The 25,565-nt window shown below is 44.3% G+C and carries 31 protein-coding genes and 1 pseudogene; 2 read left to right on the plus strand and 30 right to left on the minus strand.

Annotated features, from left to right (window positions below):
- Positions 1–185 precede the first annotated feature (185 nt).
- Both LSE01S_RS05030 and LSE01S_RS05035 read left to right on the plus strand, forming a co-directional pair.
- On the plus strand, positions 186–512 hold the full coding sequence (locus LSE01S_RS05030) for a heavy metal-binding domain-containing protein (RefSeq protein ID WP_061776535.1): 327 nt from the start codon (positions 186–188) through the stop codon (positions 510–512).
- Between the two features lie 384 nt (positions 513–896).
- Entirely contained in the window at positions 897–1,469 is a 573-nt protein-coding gene (locus tag LSE01S_RS05035) for a matrixin family metalloprotease (protein WP_061776536.1), read from the plus strand.
- A gap of 1,493 nt (positions 1,470–2,962) precedes the next feature.
- On the opposite strand, the gene LSE01S_RS05040 is transcribed toward LSE01S_RS05035, so the two are convergent.
- The 30 genes and pseudogenes from LSE01S_RS05040 to LSE01S_RS05180 all read right to left on the minus strand — a co-directional run bounded on the left by LSE01S_RS05040 (position 2,963) and on the right by LSE01S_RS05180 (position 25,476).
- Positions 2,963–4,015, minus strand: coding sequence for a GH25 family lysozyme (locus tag LSE01S_RS05040; RefSeq protein ID WP_061776537.1), 1,053 nt, complete (start codon positions 4,013–4,015; stop codon positions 2,963–2,965).
- On the minus strand, positions 4,015–4,533 hold the full coding sequence (locus tag LSE01S_RS05045) for a phage holin family protein (protein WP_061776538.1): 519 nt from the start codon (positions 4,531–4,533) through the stop codon (positions 4,015–4,017). The genes LSE01S_RS05040 and LSE01S_RS05045 overlap by 1 nt, the downstream gene beginning before the upstream one ends.
- Positions 4,534–4,544: 11 nt before the next feature.
- The gene (locus LSE01S_RS05050; RefSeq protein ID WP_061776539.1) at positions 4,545–4,907 is read right to left on the minus strand and encodes a hypothetical protein; all 363 of its coding nucleotides are present in this window, start codon (positions 4,905–4,907) and stop codon (positions 4,545–4,547) included.
- On the minus strand, positions 4,897–5,328 hold the full coding sequence (locus LSE01S_RS05055) for a hypothetical protein (protein WP_235808303.1): 432 nt from the start codon (positions 5,326–5,328) through the stop codon (positions 4,897–4,899). Before LSE01S_RS05055 ends, LSE01S_RS05050 begins: the two co-directional genes overlap by 11 nt.
- 25 nt (positions 5,329–5,353) lie before the next feature.
- Entirely contained in the window at positions 5,354–5,521 is a 168-nt protein-coding gene (locus tag LSE01S_RS10920) for an XkdX family protein (RefSeq protein ID WP_156470474.1), read from the minus strand.
- Between the two features lie 11 nt (positions 5,522–5,532).
- Positions 5,533–5,940, minus strand: coding sequence for a hypothetical protein (locus tag LSE01S_RS05060; RefSeq protein ID WP_061776540.1), 408 nt, complete (start codon positions 5,938–5,940; stop codon positions 5,533–5,535).
- Between the two features lie 18 nt (positions 5,941–5,958).
- Positions 5,959–6,570, minus strand: coding sequence for a hypothetical protein (locus LSE01S_RS05065; RefSeq protein ID WP_061776541.1), 612 nt, complete (start codon positions 6,568–6,570; stop codon positions 5,959–5,961).
- A gap of 1 nt (position 6,571) precedes the next feature.
- Positions 6,572–7,510: a hypothetical protein gene (locus LSE01S_RS05070; protein WP_061776542.1), complete on the minus strand. Its 939-nt coding sequence runs from the start codon at positions 7,508–7,510 to the stop codon at positions 6,572–6,574.
- Positions 7,511–7,513: 3 nt separating this feature from the next.
- Positions 7,514–8,206: a hypothetical protein gene (locus LSE01S_RS05075; protein ID WP_061776543.1), complete on the minus strand. Its 693-nt coding sequence runs from the start codon at positions 8,204–8,206 to the stop codon at positions 7,514–7,516.
- A complete protein-coding gene (locus LSE01S_RS05080) occupies positions 8,199–9,428 on the minus strand; it encodes a baseplate J/gp47 family protein (protein WP_061776544.1) in 1,230 nt (409 codons plus the stop codon). Before LSE01S_RS05080 ends, LSE01S_RS05075 begins: the two co-directional genes overlap by 8 nt.
- The gene (locus LSE01S_RS05085; RefSeq protein ID WP_061776545.1) at positions 9,415–9,783 is read right to left on the minus strand and encodes a hypothetical protein; all 369 of its coding nucleotides are present in this window, start codon (positions 9,781–9,783) and stop codon (positions 9,415–9,417) included. Before LSE01S_RS05085 ends, LSE01S_RS05080 begins: the two co-directional genes overlap by 14 nt.
- The gene (locus tag LSE01S_RS05090) at positions 9,776–10,147 is read right to left on the minus strand and encodes a hypothetical protein (protein WP_061776546.1); all 372 of its coding nucleotides are present in this window, start codon (positions 10,145–10,147) and stop codon (positions 9,776–9,778) included. The genes LSE01S_RS05085 and LSE01S_RS05090 overlap by 8 nt, the downstream gene beginning before the upstream one ends.
- Position 10,148: 1 nt before the next feature.
- Positions 10,149–11,087 carry a hypothetical protein gene (locus LSE01S_RS05095; RefSeq protein WP_061776547.1) on the minus strand — a complete coding sequence of 313 codons (939 nt, stop codon included), beginning with the start codon at positions 11,085–11,087 and terminating at the stop codon, positions 10,149–10,151.
- Entirely contained in the window at positions 11,068–11,418 is a 351-nt protein-coding gene (locus tag LSE01S_RS05100) for a phage baseplate plug family protein (RefSeq protein ID WP_061776548.1), read from the minus strand. Before LSE01S_RS05100 ends, LSE01S_RS05095 begins: the two co-directional genes overlap by 20 nt.
- A 10-nt stretch (positions 11,419–11,428) precedes the next feature.
- Positions 11,429–12,640, minus strand: coding sequence for a hypothetical protein (locus tag LSE01S_RS05105; RefSeq protein WP_061776549.1), 1,212 nt, complete (start codon positions 12,638–12,640; stop codon positions 11,429–11,431).
- Between the two features lie 31 nt (positions 12,641–12,671).
- Positions 12,672–15,926: an aggregation-promoting factor C-terminal-like domain-containing protein gene (locus LSE01S_RS05110; protein ID WP_061776550.1), complete on the minus strand. Its 3,255-nt coding sequence runs from the start codon at positions 15,924–15,926 to the stop codon at positions 12,672–12,674.
- A gap of 48 nt (positions 15,927–15,974) precedes the next feature.
- Positions 15,975–18,317 carry a phage tail tape measure protein gene (locus LSE01S_RS05115; protein WP_061776551.1) on the minus strand — a complete coding sequence of 781 codons (2,343 nt, stop codon included), beginning with the start codon at positions 18,315–18,317 and terminating at the stop codon, positions 15,975–15,977.
- Positions 18,318–18,574: 257 nt separating this feature from the next.
- Positions 18,575–19,165, minus strand: coding sequence for a hypothetical protein (locus tag LSE01S_RS05125; protein WP_061776553.1), 591 nt, complete (start codon positions 19,163–19,165; stop codon positions 18,575–18,577).
- Between the two features lie 22 nt (positions 19,166–19,187).
- A complete protein-coding gene (locus LSE01S_RS05130) occupies positions 19,188–19,670 on the minus strand; it encodes a hypothetical protein (protein ID WP_061776554.1) in 483 nt (160 codons plus the stop codon).
- Positions 19,671–19,686: 16 nt separating this feature from the next.
- Positions 19,687–20,841 carry a hypothetical protein gene (locus tag LSE01S_RS05135; protein WP_061776555.1) on the minus strand — a complete coding sequence of 385 codons (1,155 nt, stop codon included), beginning with the start codon at positions 20,839–20,841 and terminating at the stop codon, positions 19,687–19,689.
- Positions 20,828–21,316, minus strand: coding sequence for a phage neck terminator protein (locus tag LSE01S_RS05140; protein WP_061776556.1), 489 nt, complete (start codon positions 21,314–21,316; stop codon positions 20,828–20,830). The genes LSE01S_RS05135 and LSE01S_RS05140 overlap by 14 nt, the downstream gene beginning before the upstream one ends.
- Positions 21,316–21,714 carry a hypothetical protein gene (locus tag LSE01S_RS05145; RefSeq protein ID WP_061776557.1) on the minus strand — a complete coding sequence of 133 codons (399 nt, stop codon included), beginning with the start codon at positions 21,712–21,714 and terminating at the stop codon, positions 21,316–21,318. Before LSE01S_RS05145 ends, LSE01S_RS05140 begins: the two co-directional genes overlap by 1 nt.
- Positions 21,714–22,295 (minus strand): hypothetical protein, encoded by a 582-nt coding sequence (locus LSE01S_RS05150; protein ID WP_061776558.1) that lies wholly within the window; start codon positions 22,293–22,295, stop codon positions 21,714–21,716. The genes LSE01S_RS05145 and LSE01S_RS05150 overlap by 1 nt, the downstream gene beginning before the upstream one ends.
- Entirely contained in the window at positions 22,282–22,632 is a 351-nt protein-coding gene (locus LSE01S_RS05155; RefSeq protein ID WP_061776559.1) for a DUF4054 domain-containing protein, read from the minus strand. Before LSE01S_RS05155 ends, LSE01S_RS05150 begins: the two co-directional genes overlap by 14 nt.
- 10 nt (positions 22,633–22,642) lie before the next feature.
- Entirely contained in the window at positions 22,643–22,921 is a 279-nt protein-coding gene (locus tag LSE01S_RS05160) for a hypothetical protein (protein WP_061776560.1), read from the minus strand.
- Between the two features lie 14 nt (positions 22,922–22,935).
- Positions 22,936–23,145 carry a hypothetical protein gene (locus tag LSE01S_RS05165; RefSeq protein ID WP_061776561.1) on the minus strand — a complete coding sequence of 70 codons (210 nt, stop codon included), beginning with the start codon at positions 23,143–23,145 and terminating at the stop codon, positions 22,936–22,938.
- Positions 23,146–23,155: 10 nt separating this feature from the next.
- Positions 23,156–23,251: pseudogene (locus tag LSE01S_RS11225) on the minus strand (hypothetical protein); the annotation flags it as partial.
- Between the two features lie 44 nt (positions 23,252–23,295).
- Entirely contained in the window at positions 23,296–24,384 is a 1,089-nt protein-coding gene (locus tag LSE01S_RS05170) for a major capsid protein (RefSeq protein ID WP_061776562.1), read from the minus strand.
- Positions 24,385–24,396: 12 nt separating this feature from the next.
- The gene (locus LSE01S_RS05175) at positions 24,397–24,789 is read right to left on the minus strand and encodes a hypothetical protein (RefSeq protein WP_061776563.1); all 393 of its coding nucleotides are present in this window, start codon (positions 24,787–24,789) and stop codon (positions 24,397–24,399) included.
- 24 nt (positions 24,790–24,813) lie between these two features.
- Entirely contained in the window at positions 24,814–25,476 is a 663-nt protein-coding gene (locus tag LSE01S_RS05180) for a capsid assembly scaffolding protein Gp46 family protein (protein WP_061776564.1), read from the minus strand.
- Positions 25,477–25,565: the final 89 nt, after the last annotated feature.

A 25,565-nucleotide genomic window follows, 5' to 3' on the forward strand; every position in this document is an offset into this window, starting at 1 on the left:
ATGGAACAAATCACCTGTTTGAGCTAGTATTCGCGTATAAGTTTGAGATTTTCCCCGCCCGTATACAGCTTTTCAATAATAAGGAAGTTTATATTCAGCCACCAACATTTATTTTCGTTTAAGGGTTGCTTGTTATCGAAAGTCAAAATGCGTATAGTTAAAGACGTCAAAGAGGAGGAAACATAATGGAAACAATTTTAGTCACAACTACCGAGAAAATTCCCGGCCACGACTACACCGTCATTGGGGAAGTGTTCGGTTTAACCACGCAGTCCAAAAATGTTTTTCGGAACATTGGCGCATCGTTAAAGAACGTTGTTGGTGGTGAAATTAAGGACTATACCAAAATGCTCGAAGAGTCACGGGACATTGCCGTTGACCGTTTACGAAGTAATGCTGCCGCTATGGGAGCCGATGCCGTCGTCATGATGCGTTTTGATTCTGGTTCTATTGGACAAGATATGCAATCCGTCGCTGCTTACGGAACTGCCGTCAAATTTCGGGAAGTGTAACTAGTTTACCGGTTTAGTTGCACGCAATGTTCGTAACACTCTAGTTTCTTTCACAAAAGCGCTTACAGGCGTCTCAGGTTCGTTGGGTTTTAGCTCGCGAAGCCGGAGGCGCCCTTTTTGTGTTCAAAAAAAGGAAAAATCCGCCTAATTTCGGAGTTACCTTTATAGCCACAATCGTTGATGTGTAACCATTTGTCGTGCTCTAAGAGGTACTTTTCGCTCGTTTATATCCACTTCGCCAATAATGTCCCCATGAAACTGTCCACACTGGCAGAAGTGACCGATCAACTCCTTTGATACCCGTCCTATACTAACCATAGTCAATCAGATAGGGAACAACCTAAAAAATGATTATTCGGATTTAAAAGAAAGCGGGTATTTACAATGTTATCAAAAATTACTAAATGGGCAGTCTTAGTCATCGCAACCGTCGTTCTGACGTTAGCTACTTTCAGTTCAACCATCATCGCATCTGCAACCACCAACACCGTCACTCCTTCATGGGGCAGTTGGGAAGATACCACTATTACATACAAGACGAGCACCTCTTCCTCATATTACAAGGGTGTTTGGAAGAACGCCGTTAAGCGTTGGAACAAAGTTGGCGTTGTTCAATTAAAGGCTGCTAAGGCTGGCCAAAAAGCTGACATCACCTTAACCTCTTCTGCTTCATTGAGTACCAAGAGCGGCAAATTAGCTGGTTACACGAATTACTCATACTTAAAGAAGAGCAACGATAACGAAATCGTTTCTGCTAAGTCTACTTTGAACCGTAGCTTACTGAGCAAGTACCACTACTCCAAGAACCAACGTACCAATGTTGCGACTCATGAAATTGGCCATGCTTTAGGCTTGAGCCACTCTAAGAGCAAGAGCAGTGTTATGTATGCCTCTGACCGTTACGCATCAATCGACCACCAAGACAAGGTTGCTTTACAAAATGCTTACACCGACTAACAAAATCTGACTGATGACATTGCAATACCCGAAAAACCCTAGCCGCCCAGCTAGGGTTTTTATTTTGTCCAATTTATAACCAACGTCTTCGATACGCGTCAATAAGCCATGTTGATAACTTAATTGCAGATCAAATGAGGCTCACATTTAGTTCCTGTCGCATTTTACAAGTGATCTCATGTAATTTGCCCGTGCAGTAGTCAGAAACCGTCTCGTGGCAATTCAGCGCACTCAGACCGATCCTCGTAAAAATGTCGTTCAACAACTTGGCTATTAAATCTCCCCATGGGAGCTGACACCCCTTCCCCAAAAGAAGAAAGACGACAACCATTTGCGAAAGTTGAAATGACGTAACCTGCAGCTGCAGATCAACATGCCCCCAAACCCGCCTCCTCTGAAGAAGCATCGTACACTGAGCGCTGATTATTTGATAGCAATCATTTATGGCGGTTGATCAGAATCCCCACCCTGTTAAATTTAGCTAGAACTAATTGGCAGCATTGCACCAAAGTCTCGCAATCGCCTTCATTAATTACTAGCCTTGGCTTAACCGTCCTTGTCACTTTATAATTTGTGATGTGTGGACGAATCTTTGAACGACGTCTGGGTCACACCCTTCTCTGGATAACAACCCCATCATTCTCGTGAACAACCTGAAATTCCCAGGTCTGGTGAAGGACTATGCAAATCACCTTTGATTTGTAGCTCATTCAGATGATTAACATGTACCCAAGCTTTCCGAACCGCTAAACGGTCAAAGAATAAAATTCCCTATTTCAGTATTTGCTGATATCCTAACACCGCTGCCGATCACAGCTGATCAACAATTATTGGCCAACTCCCCTTCAAGGGCTCCCAGACACGACCGTCTAAGATAGGACATTTAAAATGCTTAGGCAGCCCCTGAGCTTCTCTGTCATGTTGCCCCGGTAAAAAGGGTCAAGAATTCATTCAGTGGTCGTCAAATCGACTCTAAAAGGGCTTCGGCTCAAGATATTCCATCTTAATGACAAAAAAAGAGCAACAACGTCATCATAACGTCGTTGCTCTTTGAAACATCAACATGTTCCTTATCATACCGGAGGTGGGGACTGGATAGAGCTTTCTACCCTTGGTATAAAGGCATTCCATTTATGGATGGGCGTTTTTGGGGTGATTTTTTTCTAAAAATATTTCTTTATACCAATTTATACCATCTGATCCGGATTCCAGATAACCCCATTAGGTCATCAACTTTTCTTCTATTATAGTGCACTATTCTGATAGACGAGATTCCATCTCAATCTTTCGGTCAAGCGCCTTTTTGGCCCTATCCTGCAAATGCGCGATGGCAATTTCCTCTGTTTCATAAGAGTTGCCAGACGAGGAAACTCGGTACTTTAGTGCCGAGAGGAATCGTCGTCTTGGGCAATTCACTTCCTTTCAATTGTTTTTCGTTAAAACGTAAACACTCAAAAAGCGCCCACCCCGTCAGGAGTGAGCGTCTTCGTGTGTTACTTGATAAAACTGTTAATCTTTTTGTTGCCACTAATAAATAATCCATTAGCCAACTGAATCCGAGTTGTATATCCATACTTGACGATCTTAGCGACATCAAATTCAGTGCCGGCTGGCTGCCAGTCCACAACATGTTTGAGGGCCTTATCTTTGTACCGATGAGTACCGCGTACAGACTTCACTCGTTTGACATCACCACCAGCCACATAGTAAAGTCGATTTACATTGTCTTGGTTAGACGTGATGTAATGCCCGTTTGCCAATTGGAACCGGGTAATCTTGCCATAGGTCACTACTTTGGCGATCGCAAATACGGTGCCGGCCGGGAAGTTGTCCACTTTGTGCTTGAAGGCAACGTCCTTGTAGCGATTAATTGGCGTCCGGGCATAGATCATCTTGGGATTGTATCGGTAATAGATGGCCTTCTTCGGTTTAACCGCCTTGGTTGCGGTGCCGTAGTAATAGTTAGAGTACATCTGGGACACATCAAATGTTCCATAACAGCCCGGGAAGTGCATGCTTGATGTCCATTGCCAACCATTATATCCGGTATAGAGCTTAAATCCTGACGGATTATAAGGGTAGTTAGCTACCCAACCACCACGGCCCGAGTTGTTCAATGGCACTGAATTAATCCAGCTACCCATCGTATAGACATCCGTTTTGGGATAGCCCATGCGATGAACTTCGTTAATCCAGGCCTTAACAATTTTAGAGTTCTGATTCCAACCAGAGTTGGTGGCTTCAAAGTCAAGTACGATCACACTGCTCTTGCCCAATCCTGCCTTAAGCGCACTTCGGGCTGCCATCTGGGCTTCGGCCTTAGCCCCAGCCACTGTCGTAAATCGGGCAAAGTGATAGCCGTTGACGTGTAAGCCAGCAGATACCGCGTTACGAATGCTTTGCTTGGCCGTTTGGTCAGTGAAGTACGTGCCTTCGGATAGCTTAGCTATCATGGCTTTGACGCCATACTTTTTCATTGAACGCCAATTGGCAACGGTCATGATTCCATTGTTATTGGACGTATCCACAACATCATAATGCGGCATCACTTCACATCTCCCTCCGTAGCGGCCACGTCTTCTGGCACATCTAAGGGTGCTGGTTCAGCGGGCACTGTCGCAGCTTGCTTGTCCAGTTGTGCTTGTTTATCAGCGAACGTTTGCTCTGTGTCCGCCAGAGCGGCATTGTATTCAGCCTGTTTTGCTTGGGCTTTCGTCTCCGTCGTGGTCATCGACTGATACGCTTTTTCGATGGCTGATGAAATAATTGCCGGTGCCAGACTGTCATGACCAAATAATTTCATTTGGCCTGTTACATCAGCAATCGCCTGCTCACGCTTTTCTTCCCCTGGCATTTCATAATTAGTGGCCACCTGGTTGACAGCACTGAACGCTAATGTGTCTAACAGTCCCAACACTTCGCGTTGAGTAGCGGACTTATTCGCCGCAATCTTGGTCTTTAAAGCAGGATTGATCCGGGTAAACCAGCCAACTAAGGCAAAAATTAAGACACCTAAGATACCGGTGTCGTTGAGTAATTTAATAATCTTCGTAAATTCATTCATGCTTTTTCCTCCTAAAGATCACCATACCGTTCCCAGTACGCTTGATTCTCACGTTCTAAAGCGGCGTTGCGTTTTCGCAAAGCTTTATTCTCACTAACCTTCAAGGCAATCTGCTGGTTAAATTCTTGTTCCATGGCATCTTTCTTAGCCTTCAAGTCGGTCAGATTCCGTGAGTATTGCGCTTGATCACTCTCGCGTTCTTTACGAAGCAATTCGTTATCAGCTTTGACTTGCTCCATGATGTACTTCTCCATGCCCTGGCGATCCTGGTCAGCTTGCCGTGTGTCAGAATGATAGCCATGAATAACAGCCCAGATAGTGGTTGCAAACGTTCCCAGCGCACCTAAAGCAACTGCCCAGGACTTAATATCCATGCGTGTCCCCCCTAATCAACGTACCGACTAGCAAGAACAGCATGAGTAAGGCGAATACCCACGTTAGGTTAAACCGCACATCAAACAAGCCCCGAACAATAAAAGCCACTGATAAGGCCCCCATTGCCGGTGATAGGGCGACTAGGCCACCATCACGTAACAACCGCCGGTTGTGAAAGACGCCAACCAGAATAGCGAGACCACAGATAATTAACCACAATGAAAACCACCAGTCGTCAGCAAAGGCAAAGATTGCATGTTCGGTTGGTGACGGTGGTGGCGGCGGTGTCACCCGTGGATCATCCAAATAGCCTTGATGAAACCAAATATATAAACCACCTACCAGTGAAAATAAGCCAAAACAAAAATGATTCCAATGCGAAAAGGCCCGTTGAAACGGACCATCTTTAATACGATGCATGCTTACGCCTCCAAAATAAAAGCACCTAGGCGGTGGTGGTAGCCGTCGTCGGTGCCGTGTAGTCCTTACCTGTCAGGTCTTTGTACTGTTCTGGTGTGATGCACCAGTTGACCATGTAACTAATGTCTAGGCCCCATGAAGCATATAATTTGGCGTCTTCAATGCTTGGCGCTGAAAATGGATTATTTTCCATGATGATTCCTCCTATTCTGCCTTAGTTGCAATCTGCTTTTGAACTGCCACAATTTGCTGTGACAGGCCGACGAATTGCTTTTGAAATTGTTCCTGCGTAGTAACAAATTGCTTCTGGGCTTCTACTTGAGCTTTTGTGGCACTTCCCAATGCTGTTTGCAAGCCTTGGATAGTTTCACCTTCCTTGTCAATCAATCCTTGCAGATAGTCGATATCCAAGTTGGGTAAGTTACCCGGAGCTGTGACTTCTTGCGAATCATCACTCTTGAATGCATACATCCACCAGTAGCGAGTGAAGTATTGAATCGAGGTAGTTGGGATATTGACTGCCCGTAGTCCGTCCGCTGACTCAAGTACGGGCATTGTATCCTTTTCCGGAAACTTGTTGTCTGAATCTGGTTTTACATAATAAATTGGCATTTCTGTTCCTCCTCGCGGTTAAATTGCAACTATTTTTTGAACCAAAAGAATTGAAAAAATATTATAATTGGTGTCAGTTAAATCGAAAACCGTGCCTTGATTTTTTGATATAAAGTGGAATCCACTAGAATCACAGTTAATAAATACACTACATTGATTGCCACGATGAGCGCTCATATATAACGTGCTATTTCCAGCCATCTGGTTTGCAGGTATATCAATAGTGGCAACTGATGGTTCCCAATATAGGTTGGTATAACCACCGGGAATTATGGAATCATTCCAATTAAATAGCATATTTATTTTTCTAGCATCACTATACCCATAGTATTGATTGATGTTGATATACACTCTAATGCCATTTTTAATTCCAGATATGTTTATTTTTTGATTAATTGAAGTATCTGGAATAATTGTAGGGGCCTTAGTAGCATTTATCCCAAATCCGTTACCGTTAGCATTATTAGCTTGCCAAAATACATAGCCAGATGGATAGAAGCTCGAATATATTTTTGTAGCATTACCTCGGCCATCGGCATAATACATGCCACCTACTTTTGTAGCATTCCCTCGGCCATCAGCCATATACATGCCACCAACTTTTTTTCCGCCTTGAACGTAAAGACCCATGCTACACCTCCTCAAACCAGAAAATGCCAGGAACCGGTGTCGCTTTTGCTGCTGCTAATGCTGCATCATTACTAGCATTAGCATGATAATAATTATTCAAATCGTCGCTGGTAGCGACTGATACCCCCTTTACTTGCAACCCAGGAAAGTTGCCGGACTCAGTCACCGCCCCAGTATCAGGACTACGGTGAAACATATTAGCATCGTTAGCTGGCGTATAATCCAGCTTGTCCTGCTTAGCATTAACCTCATCAATACCGGCAACTTGATTGGCTGGTTTGCGCATATCAGTTTTAAGGACGGCCTGGTCATCGGTGACGTAGCTATTGCCAGCACCGTCCACCGCACCCTTTTCAAGCGTGACGGCTTCCTTGAAGTCCGCTGGCTTGCTGCCATCGATGACGGTGGCAGGAATATTAGCCTTTATATCATCAATAGTTGCAATGTGTTTTGATGCAAAGATTGCATCAAGGTCGGCCTCATTAAGTGAACCAGCCTGACTGACAGTAATTAAAACATTATCGGCATCGCTCACCGTTGTATCAGTCTGGAATGAATCATTTAAGTTGGACTTGCCGTCATATGCAGCGATGTAATCCGGCAAAGAACTTGGCAATACTCCATACAGAATTTCATCCCCGTTTTCTGGTCGTGCATAAAACCCGACTGTATAGAGACTGTATGCTGTCGTCACATCTTTAGACGGAAAGTCTACCCGCATAGTCAAGGTAGTGTCATCCTTCTTAATTATTCGTGAGTAGTCGACTGTCTGCTGCACATCTTCAATTGATGTGAGCTTTTTTAAATCGTTAACCGAAGTAGCTGAGTAGTCATGACTTGAGGCCACTGCTCGGGTGAACTGGATTTTATCCAACCCCCCAAGTGTGCCCGTTGCCAGTGATCGACCAGCTTCGGTCAAATAGGTAGTATCAAATTGCAATTGCTATCCCTCCTTTACGATGCGGTGAATCCGCTGTTTCTGCGTTACTGTGGCCACGATAGTCGAGCCATCCCCAACGACATGTTCACGGTCGACCTGCGAGTCCATGACAGCGAAGTGCTGCCGATTACGCGATGTGGCCGTGGCGATGAACAAGTTCTGAATTGCCTTAGCCTGAAAGTCAACACTGACAATTCGCGTTTGGGGAGTAACCGAGTGCTCTAAAGTGTTAATCAGTAATCGTTTTTTTCGTGCAGATTTGCTATAAGTATTCGGAATATTGGTCAGCTTGATTGCTTCGGGTTCACCATTGAGTTCTTCACGATCAGTAATTAGCGAAAATTCATTGTATGGAGCCTGGAGAGCGAAACCGATGATGGTAATCAAATCATCCTCAGTAACACCTTTTCTATGCCGAATCTGAGCGAGTCTAATCATTAATCTGAGAAAATCATCGTCATTATCGATCCGATTAACGCCCCAGTCCTTCGCGTAATTATTCAAGCTGTCGCTAGTGGCTGTGTCGAGGGAAAGTTGCTTGAATATTGCTGACAAATTTTCATAATTATTATCAAATTGATGGATTATCATGTCCATAATTGCCTGATTGACCGAGTCATCTTCCTGGTTGAAGTACGCTGAAAGCCCCTGTCTAACCGCATCCTTAATTTTAGTTGGATCTAAATCATCAAACATCGGCTGTCACCTCAACATCTTCCATAGACAGACTCGGCAATTCGAACTCATTAACGGCAATGTCTTCCAGGGCCAAGTTATCTTTATCGGTACCGATTTTTAAACTCAGATTCGAAATACCAGGTACTAACCAAATCTGGCCAAATATTTGCGAAAATAAAACCTGATCACCCATTCTATATTTAGAAAAGAATGTGATCAGGTTCTTCTTAATATTGTCGATACCGTTATCGCTATCAAAATCATCGTTCGTCGTTAGTTGAATACTAATTAACACAGCCTTAGCAACGGCCCGACTAAACTTAACCGTACGAACATCCCCCGACTTGTTTATCACGTCTGATGCAACTTCACCAACCGTCAAAGTACCCTCAGGCATACAGTGGAAAAAAGCCTCAGCAACCGTTTGATCCGTTCCACCAATAACATAAAGGTGAGTTGATTTGGCCGGATTACCGTATTGATCTGGCTTTAATGTGTTGTTTCCAACTACCCGAGCTTGTACGACACCTGGAGTATTCTCAATAGCAGTCTTCATGCCATCCTCGGTTGAGGGAGAACCATTCGTATTGTTCGCTATCAAACGGGCAGAATAGGCCATATCCGTCTCTGCTTCTTGACCACCCTCAGCTGCCATAGGATTGGTGACTTTGAAGATGTTGGTGTTACCATCCACGTTATAGGTAATCTGATTCGCACCAATATTCCCTTGAATTCCCGTTTCCTCGGCAACCGCAGTTACGGTCTGTCGACAAATTGGGGTACCATCATCATCCTCTAACGGTATTTGTGACCCAGGCTTGTCAGGATCATCGACCATGGATGGCTCATCAAAGGTGACATCATCAACCGTCTTAAAGACAACGCCGTCTGCTGTTGACATCGACGAATCAGACTCCAAGAATTCGCCAACGTACGAATCAATTTGAAGCGTAACCACAGCTTGCGCTGCTGGCTTACGAAATATGGAGTTATCCAACCCATGGCGGTCCAACGTATCCCCCGTTGAAGACGAAATAAAGATCGAATAATAAATTGCCTCAGCTAATTTCTCAATGGAGTCGTCGTCATAGGCCATAGCGCCTTGAAATTGACCAATTAGCGTGGTGTCATCAATTCCCACATCAGAGCTAATTTCATTTTGAGCAATCGAGACCAGATCAGCTCGAATCTCATCAATTTCTCTTCGCTCATAGCCTTGGCCCCCATTAGTCAGACCCATCGTCATCAACTCCTTTTTCTAGATTTATCAAATCGCCATCTATTGTGGTTAGTACCATATTTATATGAGCTTGTCTTTTGCTGTAAGTGATCCCGGTCACCTCAATGTTCTCAACCTCATCCTCAAAACGTGCGGTTACCCACTCATCCAGTTCCATCGTCAAAGCTGCCTGATCATGGATATCCAACATTACTTGAGACAAATCGATACCGAAGTCAACGTTCCAAGGAAGCTCACCAATATTAGTATTTAAAAAGACGAGGACCCGATGAATCAGGCTCTCGTCTTTATCAATATCATTAGTGTCACTGTTATACGCCGCGTCGTTTTGATCATCTAGCGCAAAATCAACCATGCTTAATCACCGCCTCAATAACCCCATCAGAAAGGTCATGTCGTCTCTCGGAATCAATTAAATAATCATTGCTACCGGTAAAGTTTGATAGGTCATGGTCGGAGAAGCCAATCCATACCGTATCTCCGACTTTTATTTTTTCGTTACTGCTTGATGACACGGGAATCCACTTGCAACTATCAGAGATCATAACATCCCGAATAATCAGTGATTCTTCATCCTCCATTCTTCCAAGTAGCTTACAGTCCGCATAATCACCCGATATGCTGGTAATTCTAGCTGCCGCATGCGTATGGTCATCCTGGCTGCCTGATTGGGGAATTGTATTCGTTAGAGCGTCGGCTAGGCGTTGAACTGTATTCATCTTAGTCAATCTTCTTCGCCTCAAATTCCGTGGTATAAGCGTCACTGTTATGAGACCCGTTCAGAACTCTAAACCATCCTTTAACACCATCGTAACTAATGTAGACGACTGACCCAGCGTCTATTCGAGGGTCTAGTGCCGTTGTTACCGAATAGGTAGTTTTACCATCATCGTCTTCATTGATGGTCATAGACTCAATTCCGTGTGTCTCGTCCAAATAAATATTTTCTTTATAAGGATTAGCCTTCCCAAAGCTGTCTATTACCAATCCATCGCGGCGATAGTAAAGCTTTGATCCACATGCCTTAGCAAGCTTTTTTAGGGCAGAATATGGCTTGGGCCCAACTGTATAAGCCTTTTTATTGACCTTATCTTTTTTTAAATCCATTGGCGATATCTTAATTCCGCTTTGCCGACAGATTCGTTTGATAATTGTGCTGGATTTGGTTCCCTTACGAAAACTAAGCTTGACCTTAACTTTTTTCTTAGTGTTCCACTTGATCACTTCACCTTTTTTGATAGTGAAACTATGCTTAGTCTTCTTTGAACCGCTAGCATAAGAATAAATTTTAGCATCCTTCGAATAGTCCTTTCCGACCAGGCAGCGAACCTTTATAGAGTAATCAGCTCCATCTCGTTGCTCTTCCTCATGCGATATGATTGTACCCTCTGCCAACTTACCAAACAGTTCCTCTGGACCTGACTTAATTGTGAATCTCCGCTTGTTTTTGAAAACCTCAGCATGGGCTTTTGATAAATTGTAAAACGTAATGTCAACGTAATTAACACTGCCGTCAGTATTAAAAGGTAGTTCAAAGATAATTTTCCCGCCATATCCACTTTTCTCATGGTCAGAGAACTTATAGGTTCCCTTCGAAGTAGCGATAGTGATTTCGGTTTTGTAGCCCCAAAAAACGCCTTTATTCCGTGTCTGCACCATTGTCAACATCACTTCTTTCGATATCGTTGGCAGTCAAAAATACCGTACGATTAATATTACCTAGATTAACTTCAGTTTCCTGACCTGATTCATCACGCGGAACAATGCCAGTCATTGGGCAACGAGGGTCCTGACTATATGAGAATAGTTCATGATCCAAAATGACCGGATCACTGACATTCAAACCGTTGTCATTGCTAAGCTCTGCAATAATTTGTCCTGAAACCGGGTTAAACGAGAATCCCAGCAAATATTCTTCATCGTCGATGTCAATTGGATATGAGTACGGTAACTGGTCGGGATCCAATTCAAAATGATCATAAATAGCCATCTAAATCACCTCATTTATATCTGACGCGAGCGCCAATCGGAATCTTCCTTGCAGGCCATTTGTTCATCTTCTCCAAACTTTTGACACTTACCTTCTTAGTCTGGCTAATACCCCAGTAAGTAGTCCCTGCTTTTGCAGTTACATACCTCTTCGAAGTCTTGGATGACCCTTTACCAGTGACCTTCGTTTTCTTCGCTACGGTTTTCTTTTTCTTCTTTTTGGTATAACCAATGTTCTGAGGAAGAATATAAGTAAACGAGATAGTCATCTTTAGAGCATTCCCATAGAACTGATTTTTATCAACTTCTTGAATACGAGCATGGGCAAACTTTGAGAATCCTCGAACTTCGAGCTCATATCCCAAGCGTGCCCACTTTTGGAACTTATTAAACTTGGAATCAATACTTTGCTGTTCAGTTCCGAACATGTAATAGGTTCCTGAAAGTGTCTTCGCATTCCGTCGACTATACCGAGCGCGGGGATCTCCTCGATCGACCGGTTGAGTCGGAATATCGTTAACATCTGTTTCGCTTGGCTCTTGTTCTGCCAGAAACCAAACTGTAGGGTCTTTCTTATCTGCTCGATAGATTGCGGTCTTCCCAGTCCCAGCCTTCTTATCGGGTGTTAGTTCGTTATTGGCCTTAATCTTTGCTTGGATTTCCTTAGCTACTTTGGCTTTCGCCGCTGCTTCGGCTTTGGAATCACGTTCGCTCTTAACCTGTTTATACATCTTCAAATATCCAGAATACCTAGTCTTTGTTGATTTAAGATTCGTCATATTTGAATTCAGAGTTTTTAGTTTCTTCAGTGATTCAGTTAATTTTTTTGCGGACTTACTGTAAGAAGATGAGCTCGCAATTTTAGTCAACTTTGAATACGCATCCTTCTGCTGGGTGGTCAAAGTCTTAATCTTAGCCTTAAGGTTCTTCTTAGTCCCAGAACTTTTTGCACTGGTCAAAGACTTATTGGCCTTCGATAGTTCTAAAACAATGTGATCATAAGCCGCTTTGGCAGCTTTATAACCGTTCTTCTTATTCAATGTGTCGTTAGCTGTATCTTCTTGCTTTTTGTATTTATCAATCGATGATTGTGTTTGTTTAATTTTTGAGTTAATTTCAGATACTTTGGATGTCCATTTAACAATCTTGGCTTCCACCGTAGTATTTGAGAATCCGCGAATAATCGCGACTGATAATTTTCCCGAGGCCGTACTCGTAGCCATTCCAACCCACCCTTTTCTTAAAACCATGTAACTAAATAAACTCATAACTGGAATCATCGCCCGATTGGGCATTGATTCTAGCAATGAGTTCTTCATCGTGTTCTTTAAGAGCACGTTTTACGGCCGCAGTAATAGCGGCATCATCAGCGTTACCGTTGACTTCAACCTTAACGTTATACTGTGGCGCAATTTTGGTGCCACCACCTGTCGCCTTTGAGACCAGACGCTGTGATTCCTTATGAGGGACAATTTTGCCAGACTTCTTTGTCTTGAACAGTTCTTGTCCTTCTTCATTGACACCAACCCAGCTGTTTAACGGAGGCGTTCCTCCCTTAGCATACCAACCATGAGCCTTTCGGAAAGATAAGGCTTGGTTAATACCGCCATAACGGCCTTTGACATAGCCCTTCATCCACTTCAGTTGAGTGATTGGATTTGTCTTCCAATCGGAGCCTGCGGAGGCCATTTTAGAGCCAGGCAAGGCTTGTGGAAGCCCATAAGCCGAGCTGCTAGGATTATGGATCTTAGGATTCCACCCAGATTCAGGTGTGATGATGGCATTATAAGCACCAAACTGGTTCGCAGGGATACCCGCTTGCTCTAGCCAATGCTTATGACTGCCTGAAGGTGCAGCACTCGTTCCACCTCCACCACTATCATCCTCAGTGAGTGGGGCAATATTCTTAGTAATCCAAGGTAATACCCCAGCTGCGTTCAGCTGGTTCTTAGCAAATTTCTGCAAAGCCGTGTTTGCTTTAGGAGCCTTAGCAGTCCCGTTGGAACTTCCTTGCATCTTAGTAACGTCATACCAGCCACGAGTACTAGATCCACCATGATTCCACAGCGAACCTTTAGAGACCCCAATGTGGACATGGGGGCCAGTGCTAGAGCCAATGATTCCGCCTTGAGTTGCGACAGTATCACCAGTCTTAATCGTTTGACCAACATGGGCTTTGATATGACTGGCGTTACCAAACTCCTGGTAGATTTCTTGCCAACCATCATCGGACTTGACAGTAACCACATAGCCCAAATCCTTGAAGTCCCAAACTGGTTTACCGGCTCTAGTGACAATCCCTCCGTGCACAGCCTTAATTGGGGTACCTTGAGGCCCCGTAAAGTCGACACCATCGTGAGAACCAAACGAACGGCTAGCTCCAAATCCGTTACTTTTGGTCATGCCTGGGTCATGACGCCAATTACCACCAGCACCACCGCTTTGAGCAGCAGCGTTCATGACACTCCAGGCTGCAGCATTCCAAGGAACACCTTTACTATTTGCGGCCTTTGTTCCGAGTGATTGGACCCCTGACGCTAACTGAGGTCCGCTACCATCGGTTAAATGGCTGGTGAAGTCACTCTTCCACGCATCGTTAGGCTTTCCGGAGTTCTTCTCAATCAGAGATAACAATTTATCCTTCGAAACGCCAGTCCCTTTAGCAAAGTGTGGCAAGAACTGTCTAGCGTGAGCAACTTGGGCCCCATTCAGAACTTCATCACCTTTTTTCAAAGGTGTCAATACGTCTTTTCCTTCAGGTTTCAGTAATTGCCCACCACGAGCAACAAGTTCCTGACGTGGACCCGACTTAGCATCGTTAAGGACTGCCATCTGATCAGACCTAATTGGGCCTTTAGAACCAGTTGCATAGTGAATTGGTTTCAAAACTGACTTGTTTCCGCCAAATTGAGAAAGCGTTGAGTTGATACCACTAATACCACCATTAAGGGACGTAATCGCGCCGCCCATAGCCTTATGAGCATATGGCTTCAATCGACCCATGATGTCTCCAAAGTCACTAGTAGTTGCTTTTGCAGCAGAGTTCAGGCCCTTGTGGAGCTGAATCATTTGCTTCTGACTACCTTTTTGCATTTGATCAAAGTCTGATACAGTACCTTTACGGATTTGATTGGTATATTTGTCGGTCGTTTTGTGGATCGACTTCCATTCAGATGAGTTCTTAGACTTGAACTTTGAAATCGATTTGTTCGACTTCTCGGTTCCCGAAGAATATCCTTTTGCGATGCTCTTACTAATCTTGGACATCGACCGCTTAACGACCGTTTCAGTCCCACCCATGCTGTTAACTTTGGCAACGGATGCTGCATCCGGAACAGCGACTTTCTTCTTTTGCTTGGGCTTAGCATTCCCACTAGCAAACCCGGGGATACGCTCCCCATAACTACCCTTAGTCATGGCGACGGCGTCAGCATGCTTATAGATCCGATCGCCCGGACCAACTTGCATAAGTTGAGCACCATGCCGGCCAATTAGTTTAAAACTCTTACCTCGTTGAAGCAGCTCAAATCCGTTTTCGCCGACCATCGACATGCCGTGCTTGAAAATTGAACCACCAGTAGCTTTGGAAAACACCGAACTAGACGATGTCAGCTTGACTGATGGGCCACTTTTAAGAACCGAACTCGTTTCCTTATTCTGGAGCTTCTTAGCACCCTTAGCTAAGTTTCCCGCCGGGTTGGTGTTGTCATGAAATGACTGATCGTTAGACTTTGGTTTCTGCCAAGTGCCACCAACAGCCTTAGCAAGTTGCTTTCCAAGGTCGTCAATGTTATTAGACATAACTCCCATAATGCCGTTGATACCACCAGCGGCATTGGCCGCCGCTTGTACAACTTCTTTGGCTTGTTGATTAGCGTATTTGACGGTCTTCTTATATTGACGATAGGCTGCGGAAGTCGTCTTATCATACTGCTTGTCCGCCGATCCCTTGATCGACTTGTACATTGAGGAATGAACGCCATAGATCTGTTTTGCAGACTTTAACGTCTTCTTGTATGTTTTGAAAGCCGTCGAAGTTTGAGAATTGTATTGCTTCTTAGCATCCGAGATGGTTTGCTTACGAGCTGCACGACTCTTTTTCATGACCGTAGAGTATTGCGAAGTGGTGAGATGCCCCACATTCTCTTTGAGATCCTTATAAAGTCGCTTCTGCTTGTTAGTACCGGCATCGGTGAGCTTAAGCAATTGACGATTAAGCTTTGAAACTAGCGCAGCCCTATCAGTACCGCCATTCTTTTCGGCTTTCTCAATCTTGGAAATTGTACTCTTGATGTCGTTAACTCGCTTGGCCCCACTACCCTTCTCTTTCTGAAGTTGTTTGGCTTGTTCAGAACCACTAATCGCCCCAATTTTCTTGAGATAATTAATAGATTTATCTGCACTAGTCGTTTGCGACTTAGAATAAGACTTTGCAGTAGTTAGAACCTTTGAGTAAGTGGACTTGTTAACTGAAACAGCAGCCTTGGAACCAGTCCCCAGAATATTCAAGAAATTGTCATTAGCCTTAGTAACCTCTGAATGAGTGTCCTTAAGAAACTACTTTGTATCCTTGGACAGCCCTTTGTAAGGATCCGAAGCCTTTGACTTTCTCTGGTGACGGAATGGCTTAGAATTCAACTGACCTAACACTTTATTAGCGTCATCTGAATCAGGTGTTCCTTGTGTGTAATACCGCTTACGCAACTTTTTCTGTTGGTGCTTATCTTTTTCTACAATCTTTGCATTGGGATCTTTACCGGTAGAGTTACTACTTAGGTACTTATCAATCTTCTTTGCAGTAAGTGCTTTGGTAATCCCATCACCAATTGAAGCCCCCATTACGGCACCTTGAGGACCACCAAGGTAAAATCCTAGTCCACCACCGATAGTCTTGCCGGCACCATTCCATAGTGTTTGTCCACCAGCTGCGGTATCCAGTCCCTGCTTGGTAGCTTTGACAAAGTCATAGCCAATATCCAAACCGACGGCACCAACAGCTAGTTTCCCCATTAAACTGGAATTGTTCCATTGAGACTTGAATCCAGAACCTCTAACAGAGTTCTTAGCATTGCTAAAATGGGTTGTGCCCATCCGGCTACCTGTTGAACCGACAGCCGTTTCTTCTTCGTTAGCAATAGCCTCTGTCGCGTTGCTAGCCGACTGGAGTGAGCCTCCATTGATTGGCTTTCGCATAACTTTAGCCATGCTTGACCAAGCCGTCTTCGCCATACTGATACCCTTTAATAATCCACCTAATGCCAGCGATATTGGAGCAATCCCAGCAGCTAAAGCGATACCAGACGTGACAAACTTTTTAGTGCCCTTAGGCATCTCATTGATGGCGAAGAGCATCTTATCAAGGCCCTTAACCAAGCCGGTGATGTTAGGCAATACGGTCGTCGCAAATGAAATCCCCAGTCCACTAACAGCTTGCTTGAAGATGTCAATCTGTGCCTTCGCCGACATGAGGTTCTTCTTGGACAATTGGGCAATGTATCCTCCGCCCTTCATGTTCTGAGAACGAGAAACTTGGTCAGTTAATCTACGCAAGCCCTTAGTATCTCGCGACAAAGCAATCGCTGCTTCTTGACCAGTGGTACCAAAGAAGCGCTTAAACACGTCGGCCTTTTCAGCACCGCCCATGTTCTTCGTCTTCTTATTGACCATATCCATCAAGTCAGCAATTGATTTTAGATTACCTTTAGAGTCTTCGAAACTCTTCTTGGTCCAACCAAATTTTTCCATAATTGGAGCTTGTTGACTCATCTTGCCCATATTAGGCGACAAGAAGGAGTTTAAGACCTTCCGGTACCCAGTACCAGCAACAGTGTCTTCCATGCCTGCATTGGATAAAATACCGACACCAGCCGCTGTCTCAGCAACTGACTGGTTAGCTGTGTGAGCCGTATTCCCAACATATCGAAACGCGTCGCCCATCCCCTGAAAATCAGTGGCCGTGAGGTCAGCGGCATACGCCATTTGGTTAATGACCGTCTTGGTATTCTGCATCATTTGGTTGGTGTTCTTGGTCCGCATACCGAATTGTTCCAAGGCCGCAGCCCCGTTGTGAACAACGTCGGTATAATCGTCCCCTGAAGCCAGAGAACCTTGTAAGAAAGTCTTCTGTGCCGCTAAGACTTGGTTAGAATCATAACCACGCCGAACCAGTTCCTCATACCCTGCAGACAGCTTCGTTTGTGCTACCCCATACTGAGTTGAATACTTGGCCGCTTGGTTTTGCATCTTACCAACATTCTTGGTAACCTTCGACTGCTTTTCACCACCGTAGACGGCCAAATTATTAATGACACGATACTGGTTCTGCAACTTAATCGCGTCATTTGCACCCTTGACCATGGCAGCACCAATCGCTGTTGATGTTATTGCCATGTTGCGGCCCACATTTAGAAACTTATCTCCAGTGGCGTTTAAGCTTTTGGTCGATATATGCATCCGCTTGACGGACTTATTGGTTGAGTCAACACTTCGGGAAACTCGACTAGTTGAGGAGTTATTGAATTTCCCGAGGGCCTGTCGCGACTTGTCAACGGACGACGTGATAGATTTATTGCGGGTTGAAAATTCCTTTTGCGCAGAGTTAACACCCCGCATATTCTTCTCGTACGTCGGTAACGAGCCGGTCATTTCTTTGAAACTATTTTTAAAACTTAATGCCGAATTTTGGACAGAATCAAGTCGCTTGTCGGTAGTCCCCAATTGGCGATTCAGGCTACTAAAAAAGCGAGTATTGGGAGTCTCTTTAAAGAGATTGCCAACTCGCTCATTTAGGATTCTCGCTTTTTCTTGCAACTTACTGAAACGCTCGTCAATTTTATCAAAGGCTTCAAGGTTAGCCTTAATCTGAATGCTAACATCTTCAGACCTCAGGGATTCCGCCATTTGGGCCACCTTCCTTCTTATCTCCGCCAAACGACATAGCTATAGCATGATTCATCAAGAACAGCTCTTCGAGTTCTAAGTCATGAAGCAAATCCTCATACATCAGGTACTGGTCAAACGTCAACTTTCTACCCTGAGCAATAGAATCAATCAGACCGTATTTCTTCATTTTCGACCATGTGAACATCAAGTTATATTCTCTTAAGGCGTGAATTTTTCGATGATCAGTATTACCTTCCTCATCGATGAATTGGGAACTAAGCTCGTTCTTGCAGAAAGGAATTGGCTTCCTGCATCATGGTCCAGAACCCGGTGTGAACTAAGGCATCTAACAGAAACTTATTAGCTTCTGGAAGCGCATTGTATCCGCCACCGTGTTCATCCCAATAAGCCCAGGTAATCTTATGACCCTTATCGTCTCGGAAAACATCGTCATTCAACGTGCCTAAAAGTTCCTTCAGGTTAGCAGATCCGTCTGCCGTTTGGATGTTGAAGATGATGTTAGTTGCTTCTCGTGCGCTAGGGAAAATCACATTGAGCTTTACTGTACCGCCATCGCGATCTTCAAACTCGATAGTCCCCTTATCATCCTTATTCTTTTCAACAGATTCATTGATGAATTTGTAATCCATCCGAGGGTTTACAAGAACTTCCTTCATCAACGTTTCATAGACGCTACCAAAGTCACGAAAACCGCCTGAACGTTGTTGCATGTCATTAACATCGAGCACCGTTTCATAGTTTGGTTGGTTCAGTGTGATTTCCTTAGTAACATCCTCGCCATCCTTATTCTTATAGCTAATCGTTCGCTTTACTTGTTTTGCATCGAGTACGTTTTTTGCTGCCATGATTTTGGCCTCCTAATCTTGACTAAAGTACAATTCCGGAATCTTGATCGACATCGAAGTTCCACCCTAAGAATGTGTATTCAGAGTTATCGAAACTGTTTGTAATGCCCCCATCGGGTTCCTTTTGAGCAAACGCATAAGGTAAGTCAACAGTCTTGTTATTGTTGTCATTGACAACCTTGAGACCAACCGTTGGAATTTCACCAAGTGCATAAGTCTTTTGTCGCTTGATAACAGCTTCGCCATAAGCCGCTGCTTGCCCATTTTCATTGCATGACAAGGTAATTTGTCCCTTAGATGAGTGGTTTTGCAACATGATTGGGTCACCAGAGAAGTCAGAATCTAAGTCGAAGTCATTATCAACCTTGGTCCACTTAATGGCATCATTGTTCGTAAAACCAAACAGTTCATGGGTCTTACCATCCACAATTAAATAGATATGAATAAAGCGGGTGTCCTTGAGGTACACCCACTTGTTTTCACCGTATTGAATTTTATTAGGCATTTATTTATCCTCCTGACTAGATAGTGACGTTAATTTGACCATCAACGCTGTCCAACAGATTAGCCATCGTGTAGCCAATGGTCATGGCTGTCGTACGTGCTTCGACTTGCTTGCTGGTTACTTGGTTGCGACTAGGAATATCAACCGAGGCGACGGGCTTTCCATCTGCACCTTCGGCAAAGAAGCCCATATTCCCCAAATCATTTAATAGAGTTTGAGCTTGAGCCTTTAACTTGCTCAAGTTAGAATCATTAAACTTGAAGTGCCGTTGTTCCGGAAGGTCTAACCAGTTTTGTAGCCCAACAATCATGTAATCGTAAATATATTGAGCACCAAACATGTTATCTACATAGTGACCATCCAATGCCCGACCATGGAGAAGCATCATGTCGCCTCCCTTATTAACGACTGGAATAAAATTCAAATTGGACAACTGAGTAATTTCCGGGCTGGTCCAACTATTAGCCTTAATACCAGGAATATTCCCAATACGTTGCCAATCGATTGGCAACGTTGCGACAGCTTGTGCTACCGCCCCTGCCCCTAGTGGTTGGCCATCCTTATCAGCTAGCCCAATTACAGGAAGCATCCTGGACGAGTCAAACTTGTCAGACTTGGCATAGGCTTCCAACTCAGTGGCACTAGCTACATCACTGGCAGTTAAAACTAAGATTCCGTCTTGGTTTTCATATAAGAAATCCATGACAGATTCGAGTTCTTCAGTGTCAGCTTCAGGTAAGATGACATACCGCCAACCAGCCTTGAAGTAGTTGGTCAAGAAATGAACTGACCCCGAAACTTGGGTTACTGACCCTGCTTCAGATGAAATAGTGGCACCATCAGCCGTAGCAGTAACTGACTTAATCACTGGTGCCGATACAACGCCCATTGGATCATCTTGTTTCTTATCAAGGTATTGCCCAATTGAAATAGGTTGATCCGTAATCTTTTCTTTTGCTAGTGTTTCAAAATACTTGCTAGCCAGCTTGTAGGCATCGGAAGATTCATCGAATTTTTCCGCGACATCGTCAAGGGTGCCAAAAGTGTCATACGTTTCTTCCCCATCCTTAATTGGAATGGCAAGCAACAGGGAAGACGCTTGCGAGTAACTCACAACCTGTTGAATCATTTGCTTAAAGCTAACGTCATAATTTAATTTAACTGTGCTCATTGTTCTCCTCCTTTGAATCTGTAACGCCTAAAATGACGTCTGTTATGGTCCCTGATTGAGTAGTGTCGTCGTACGAATCGTTAACCGTGACCGTCACTGAAAGCACCGCCTCGGTTTCGTTGGAAACTCCAAAATTCAAATCCCGAATCGGCAAAGACTCGACCTGTAATGAAATTCCGGATTCAGCCAAATCGGTCAGCAGTCCAATGCTTTCCAATAATTTCCGCATGTCGTGACTTAAATCTGGCGAATCTAGTTCATCATCAGTTACTGCCGTCAATTGCAGGACAAACGAAAACGGCTCATTTTCAACATCGTTGAAAGTCAGCCGTTGATAGTCGTCTACAATTTTGTAATAAAAAAACGGCAGTGGAGGCCTGTCGTCAGGTTGAAATTTCTTGGTAATTATCCAGCCAGGTTGGAACTTATGAATCTCAGAAATAATCTTATTTACCGTATCACGATAAATACCCATCATTCCACCGCCTTTAGATAATACGTGGTTAGTCCTGCAAGCTCATCATAGGTGAATGATTCAACCTGATAGGCACGGCCCGAAGTCTTAACAGTTATGGTAGTTCCTCGCGGAAAGTCATCGTGTCGTGACACCCACTCCATTTGTGCAGTCTTGACCGGACCACCACCTTCGTTCTGAAAGGATGTACCTGGGTCAGTTTGCGTATTGGTGGTGCTCTTCACGATTGGCTCGATAAGATCGTACTCATCTGCTTTGGACTGAATTAAGTCTCCTGAAGAATCATAGTCAGCAGCTGTCAATTTGTGCTCTTTAACGGGTACTACCACATGAATTGGTATCTTCAACCTATCAAACATGAACTGGAATCGATTGAAGTTTTGGAATTTAAAAACCACTACATTCCCTCCTTTGTCCATGTAATCGACTTGATAAGCTTCCCAGTATCCATTAACGGGTTGTTACTCCCTTTACGCTCAACTGTTACTGGCGCATTAGCTGGATCAGCCATGTCGCGAATGGTCATTCGAATGTCGTTGGTTGCGGTTCGACCAAGTTTGGCTAATACCCCATCGGCCGTCTCAGTCCCGCGAATGATGCCTGACACTCCCTGAACTGCAATTCTTCGCCACACCGAGCGCTTATGAGCCACCGTCCATCGGATGAAGGGTCGGGTAGGAATCGTGACGGATTTTTTTAGATAGAACATCACAGTCAGTTGATCCCCATTAGCCACTGCCAGAATATTCTTTCCCTTAGGCTTGAATAATCCTGGTATATCACCAGCTTTGCGCGTTCCTGCTGCCGCAGTCGGAATAGTTAACCATGACCTTTTAGCCGTGATAATCTTACCCGTTTCATTTACACTAGCCACCATTTGAAGATAACTATCCCCAACAGGAACACCGGCAACTACTCGGGTATGGTTCAACTTGGACAGCTCAGCTCTTACGTGAGGCATTCTGTTAAAGGAAGGCAATTCCCCACCGTCCTTTACCAAACTTCGCTACAAGGCGTTCATATTCAACCATATAAGGATCGTTTCCTTGTGACCAATCGAACATCTCCTGCGTGTAATCTTTCGTACTTGCACGAGAAACTCCGCCCGATTGTGCCGTGCTGTCGACCACCATATTATGCAGGACCAATAGTCGGTGACCGCGTTCACTAACTGTGTCTGGCAATTCATCCGACAGTACAATCGACCACGTGTCGGCAATTGCTTGGCTTATCGCTTCATCGTTATACCCCTGGGCCATAGGATAGGCTTTAATGGCCGCAAGAGTTGTTTGTTTAGTCGCTTCTGTATAGGCCATCATTTGCCTCCTAAGCCGTAGTTACGGTAACTTGTGCACCATCATCGGTTGGTGCTGCGGCAACGCCTGTCGGTGCAGGAGCCTTAGCCTTATTAACAGTGAACGCAGGCACATCAACCTTGTCGGATTCTTCTAAAATACCTTCTGAGTCAGTATGGCTAGCTTGATATTCACCCTTTACGACAACCGTTCTAGCCGCAAGACTAGTGATTGTCACTCCATCTACGTCGGTTCCTGTGAATGAGGGCTTGGTATCACCCTTTTTATAAATATTCAATACTAATGACATTTAGCTAACCTCCTTTACTTACCCGCGTTGACAGTAAATGATGGCACCTTAACCCGTTCAGATTCAGTCAAAGCACCAGTATCATCAGAATGACTTACCTCGTAATCGCCCTCTGCAACCGCAGTTCCGGCTGCTAATCCTGTCACCGTTACTCCGGTCTCGTCATCCCCGATTACAAGCGGCTTAGTGTCACCCTTCTTATATAAATTCAGTTTAATAGCCATAATTGGCCTCCTATTCTGCTGTTAGATATGCTAAAAGCTGGGCCTTGGTGTCAGATGCCTTGTAGGTAATCCCCTTGTCATCCAAGTAGGATTTAATCTGATCATTGGTCCAGCTTTCGTTTGGATCGCCGCCATTTTCAGGCGGCGTTTCTAGTTTTTTGCTGGGGTGTCAGTAGTGGTTGTCGTACTGGAATCACCGGCCGGCGTTTCAGCTCCCGCAACGTTCATGACCACAATGTTACGCGCCTTATCCAAGGTAGGCAGTACCTTTTGTGAGACGTAAGTCATGGTGGCGACTGGATTGTCTGTTCGCTTGGTATACATCGTGATACCGTCGGAGGTCCGGGATAACTGATATTGACTACCGCTTAATCCCAAGTCTTCATTGGTGTCTGTCCATGACATCCGACCAACACCACCATCTGGAATCAGAACAACCACATCATCAGGAATGAAACGGTCCTTGCCCACTCCCTTGTTATAAATTAAGGGTTGTACGCCGCCCAAAGTATCCGTAAACAGCGCTTTTACCGACGACTGTGAAATAGCGATGTTGTTATTAGTCTTGGCGATTGCCAAACTATTAATGACTTCACCAGACTTGCCAATCTTCCGGAAAGTGCGCCCGTTCATGATGGCATACGCAATGACTGTTCCGTTATCATCATTAATTTGGTCAATTTGGTCTTGAAGGTCAGCCAATGGCGTTGAATCCATCGTTCCCCAAGGAGTCTTAACTGTTACTTTGTGCTCTTCAGGTAACTTGAAGTCTCGCTTATAAAGAATACCGTTGCTATTTACCGTGATACGACCCGTTGTTAAGGCCTGCATTGCTAAAATTTCACGGGTATACAATGCGTCACTAAGCAATGAAGCTGGGTCTTTGTATTGTGTATTGGTAATAGCTTCGACTTGTGCAGCATTAGCATTATTCGCTAAGGCACGAACCAAGTCATTACGGCGCTTTTCGTTCATCGCCTTATAGTTCTTGAAAGGAATGGCCTGCAGCGTTTCACTTTCAAATCCGATGTTATCGCGCTTGATTGAAGCCACATCATCAGTCGTAGCTGACATCATTTCAACCGGGTGGTCTTGTCCGTAAAGCATTTCAATTTGATCCGTAGCGCTATATGACACATCAAAAACACTTTGATATAGGTATGGCCCACGCTCGTTTACCCGTGTATTCCACCATGCAATAATGGCGGTTGGATTTTCAATATCTGAAATTGTTCGCATTAATGTTCCCTCCTAATTCCGGTCGATTACTGACAATTTAGGCAGAACTGCCTTTAATGAATTTTTAAATTCTTCAGTATATGTCTTTTGAGTATCTGAATTCATTCGATGCCGGTTAATTGTCCCAGAAGTGATAATTGACGCCGGAATCGCACCTTCCAAAATGTTATAATCTTGGCGCAAAATGCCTTGAACAGCCGTTGCATCAGTTGTTGGTACTAAAACTACCGAACCATCGTCACTCAATTCGAAGTCTTTACTTGCAGTCAAAGGTGTACCGGCCAACAAATACTTATTACCATCTGTATCTACAACAGCGGTGGGATCATCAACCATCCCGGCAATCATCGTGGCATTTTCGTCGTCAATTAAAATATCTGGACTAGTTCCATATTTCTTAGTCACTGTATATTCCTCCTATTCGTATCTCTACTTAAAACTATCCAAAGAAGCACGTGACTGATTTGATTTAGCAATCGATTCGCCAAGATCCGCAAGTGATTCCGTCTTGTGCTTGGTATCACCAGGAATTTTGCCAGCCTGATACTCTTTACGGACACTAGTTTCAGTATCCTTCTGGATAGAAGTGACGAATTTCAACAGTTTGCTGGCATTGTCGATAGTCTGGTCGTGATCGTTAGTAACCAAGACTTCAACGATGTCTTTTGGGATATTAACCCCACTCTCACTGAAAACGCTGACTGTTTCGTCAACGGTGTCACGGCGGGCAATCTGAGCTTTAAGCTCAGCTACTTCCTTCTGTTCAGGAGTCTGTGTTGCTGGTTTGTCTGTCTTCTTTCCTCGCAACTTTTCAAGCTCCGTCTGGGCCTTTTCAAGCTGTTCCTGCAGTTCATTCTTTTTGCCCTGTTCTTTGCCAATCCGACCCTTTAACTTTTCAATGATGGCATCTGTTTTTCCACCATCATCTGAATTTTCAGACTCCTCATTATTTCTATCAGAGCTATCTTCTGAGTCAGATGCCTCTTGTGAGTCGGCCCCATCATTGTTCGAATTTTCGGAATCAGTATCTGAATCAGGTTCTGCAAAGTACTGCAAGTTCATTGGTAGAATCGTTGTCTTAAATCGTTTCATGTCAATTGCTCCTTTCGCGCATTTAAGGCCGTGGGAGGCCATACTCGGTTGTTTTTAAGGCCGCAAACAGGAAAAAGGCCATAAAAAAA

Origin of the sequence: Levilactobacillus senmaizukei DSM 21775 = NBRC 103853 (assembly GCF_001592085.1) — a bacterium.
Lineage (GTDB): Bacteria > Bacillota > Bacilli > Lactobacillales > Lactobacillaceae > Levilactobacillus > Levilactobacillus senmaizukei.

What these genes read in the sequence shown, in the direction of transcription:
- LSE01S_RS05055 (WP_235808303.1), bottom strand. Translation starts at nt 5,328, where the DNA reads ATGCATCGTATTAAAGATGGTCCGTTTCAACGGGCCTTTTCGCATTGG.
- LSE01S_RS05050 (WP_061776539.1), bottom strand. Translation starts at nt 4,907, where the DNA reads ATGGATATTAAGTCCTGGGCAGTTGCTTTAGGTGCGCTGGGAACGTTT.
- LSE01S_RS05125 (WP_061776553.1), bottom strand. Translation starts at nt 19,165, where the DNA reads ATGGCAGCAAAAAACGTACTCGATGCAAAACAAGTAAAGCGAACGATT.
- LSE01S_RS05130 (WP_061776554.1), bottom strand. Translation starts at nt 19,670, where the DNA reads ATGCCTAATAAAATTCAATACGGTGAAAACAAGTGGGTGTACCTCAAG.
- LSE01S_RS10920 (WP_156470474.1), bottom strand. Translation starts at nt 5,521, where the DNA reads ATGGAAAATAATCCATTTTCAGCGCCAAGCATTGAAGACGCCAAATTA.
- LSE01S_RS05075 (WP_061776543.1), bottom strand. Translation starts at nt 8,206, where the DNA reads ATGTTTGATGATTTAGATCCAACTAAAATTAAGGATGCGGTTAGACAG.
- LSE01S_RS05035 (WP_061776536.1), top strand. Translation starts at nt 897, where the DNA reads ATGTTATCAAAAATTACTAAATGGGCAGTCTTAGTCATCGCAACCGTC.
- LSE01S_RS05170 (WP_061776562.1), bottom strand. Translation starts at nt 24,384, where the DNA reads ATGCGAACAATTTCAGATATTGAAAATCCAACCGCCATTATTGCATGG.
- LSE01S_RS05115 (WP_061776551.1), bottom strand. Translation starts at nt 18,317, where the DNA reads ATGGCGGAATCCCTGAGGTCTGAAGATGTTAGCATTCAGATTAAGGCT.
- LSE01S_RS05080 (WP_061776544.1), bottom strand. Translation starts at nt 9,428, where the DNA reads ATGGGTCTGACTAATGGGGGCCAAGGCTATGAGCGAAGAGAAATTGAT.
- LSE01S_RS05160 (WP_061776560.1), bottom strand. Translation starts at nt 22,921, where the DNA reads ATGTCATTAGTATTGAATATTTATAAAAAGGGTGATACCAAGCCCTCA.
- LSE01S_RS05065 (WP_061776541.1), bottom strand. Translation starts at nt 6,570, where the DNA reads ATGGGTCTTTACGTTCAAGGCGGAAAAAAAGTTGGTGGCATGTATATG.
- LSE01S_RS05135 (WP_061776555.1), bottom strand. Translation starts at nt 20,841, where the DNA reads ATGAGCACAGTTAAATTAAATTATGACGTTAGCTTTAAGCAAATGATT.
- LSE01S_RS05180 (WP_061776564.1), bottom strand. Translation starts at nt 25,476, where the DNA reads ATGAAACGATTTAAGACAACGATTCTACCAATGAACTTGCAGTACTTT.
- LSE01S_RS05165 (WP_061776561.1), bottom strand. Translation starts at nt 23,145, where the DNA reads ATGGCTATTAAACTGAATTTATATAAGAAGGGTGACACTAAGCCGCTT.
- LSE01S_RS05045 (WP_061776538.1), bottom strand. Translation starts at nt 4,533, where the DNA reads ATGAATGAATTTACGAAGATTATTAAATTACTCAACGACACCGGTATC.
- LSE01S_RS05140 (WP_061776556.1), bottom strand. Translation starts at nt 21,316, where the DNA reads ATGGGTATTTATCGTGATACGGTAAATAAGATTATTTCTGAGATTCAT.
- LSE01S_RS05095 (WP_061776547.1), bottom strand. Translation starts at nt 11,087, where the DNA reads ATGGTGCAGACACGGAATAAAGGCGTTTTTTGGGGCTACAAAACCGAA.
- LSE01S_RS05155 (WP_061776559.1), bottom strand. Translation starts at nt 22,632, where the DNA reads ATGGCCTATACAGAAGCGACTAAACAAACAACTCTTGCGGCCATTAAA.
- LSE01S_RS05090 (WP_061776546.1), bottom strand. Translation starts at nt 10,147, where the DNA reads ATGAATACAGTTCAACGCCTAGCCGACGCTCTAACGAATACAATTCCC.
- LSE01S_RS05085 (WP_061776545.1), bottom strand. Translation starts at nt 9,783, where the DNA reads ATGGTTGATTTTGCGCTAGATGATCAAAACGACGCGGCGTATAACAGT.
- LSE01S_RS05105 (WP_061776549.1), bottom strand. Translation starts at nt 12,640, where the DNA reads ATGGCTACGAGTACGGCCTCGGGAAAATTATCAGTCGCGATTATTCGC.
- LSE01S_RS05040 (WP_061776537.1), bottom strand. Translation starts at nt 4,015, where the DNA reads ATGCCGCATTATGATGTTGTGGATACGTCCAATAACAATGGAATCATG.
- LSE01S_RS05060 (WP_061776540.1), bottom strand. Translation starts at nt 5,940, where the DNA reads ATGCCAATTTATTATGTAAAACCAGATTCAGACAACAAGTTTCCGGAA.
- LSE01S_RS05100 (WP_061776548.1), bottom strand. Translation starts at nt 11,418, where the DNA reads ATGGCTATTTATGATCATTTTGAATTGGATCCCGACCAGTTACCGTAC.
- LSE01S_RS05030 (WP_061776535.1), top strand. Translation starts at nt 186, where the DNA reads ATGGAAACAATTTTAGTCACAACTACCGAGAAAATTCCCGGCCACGAC.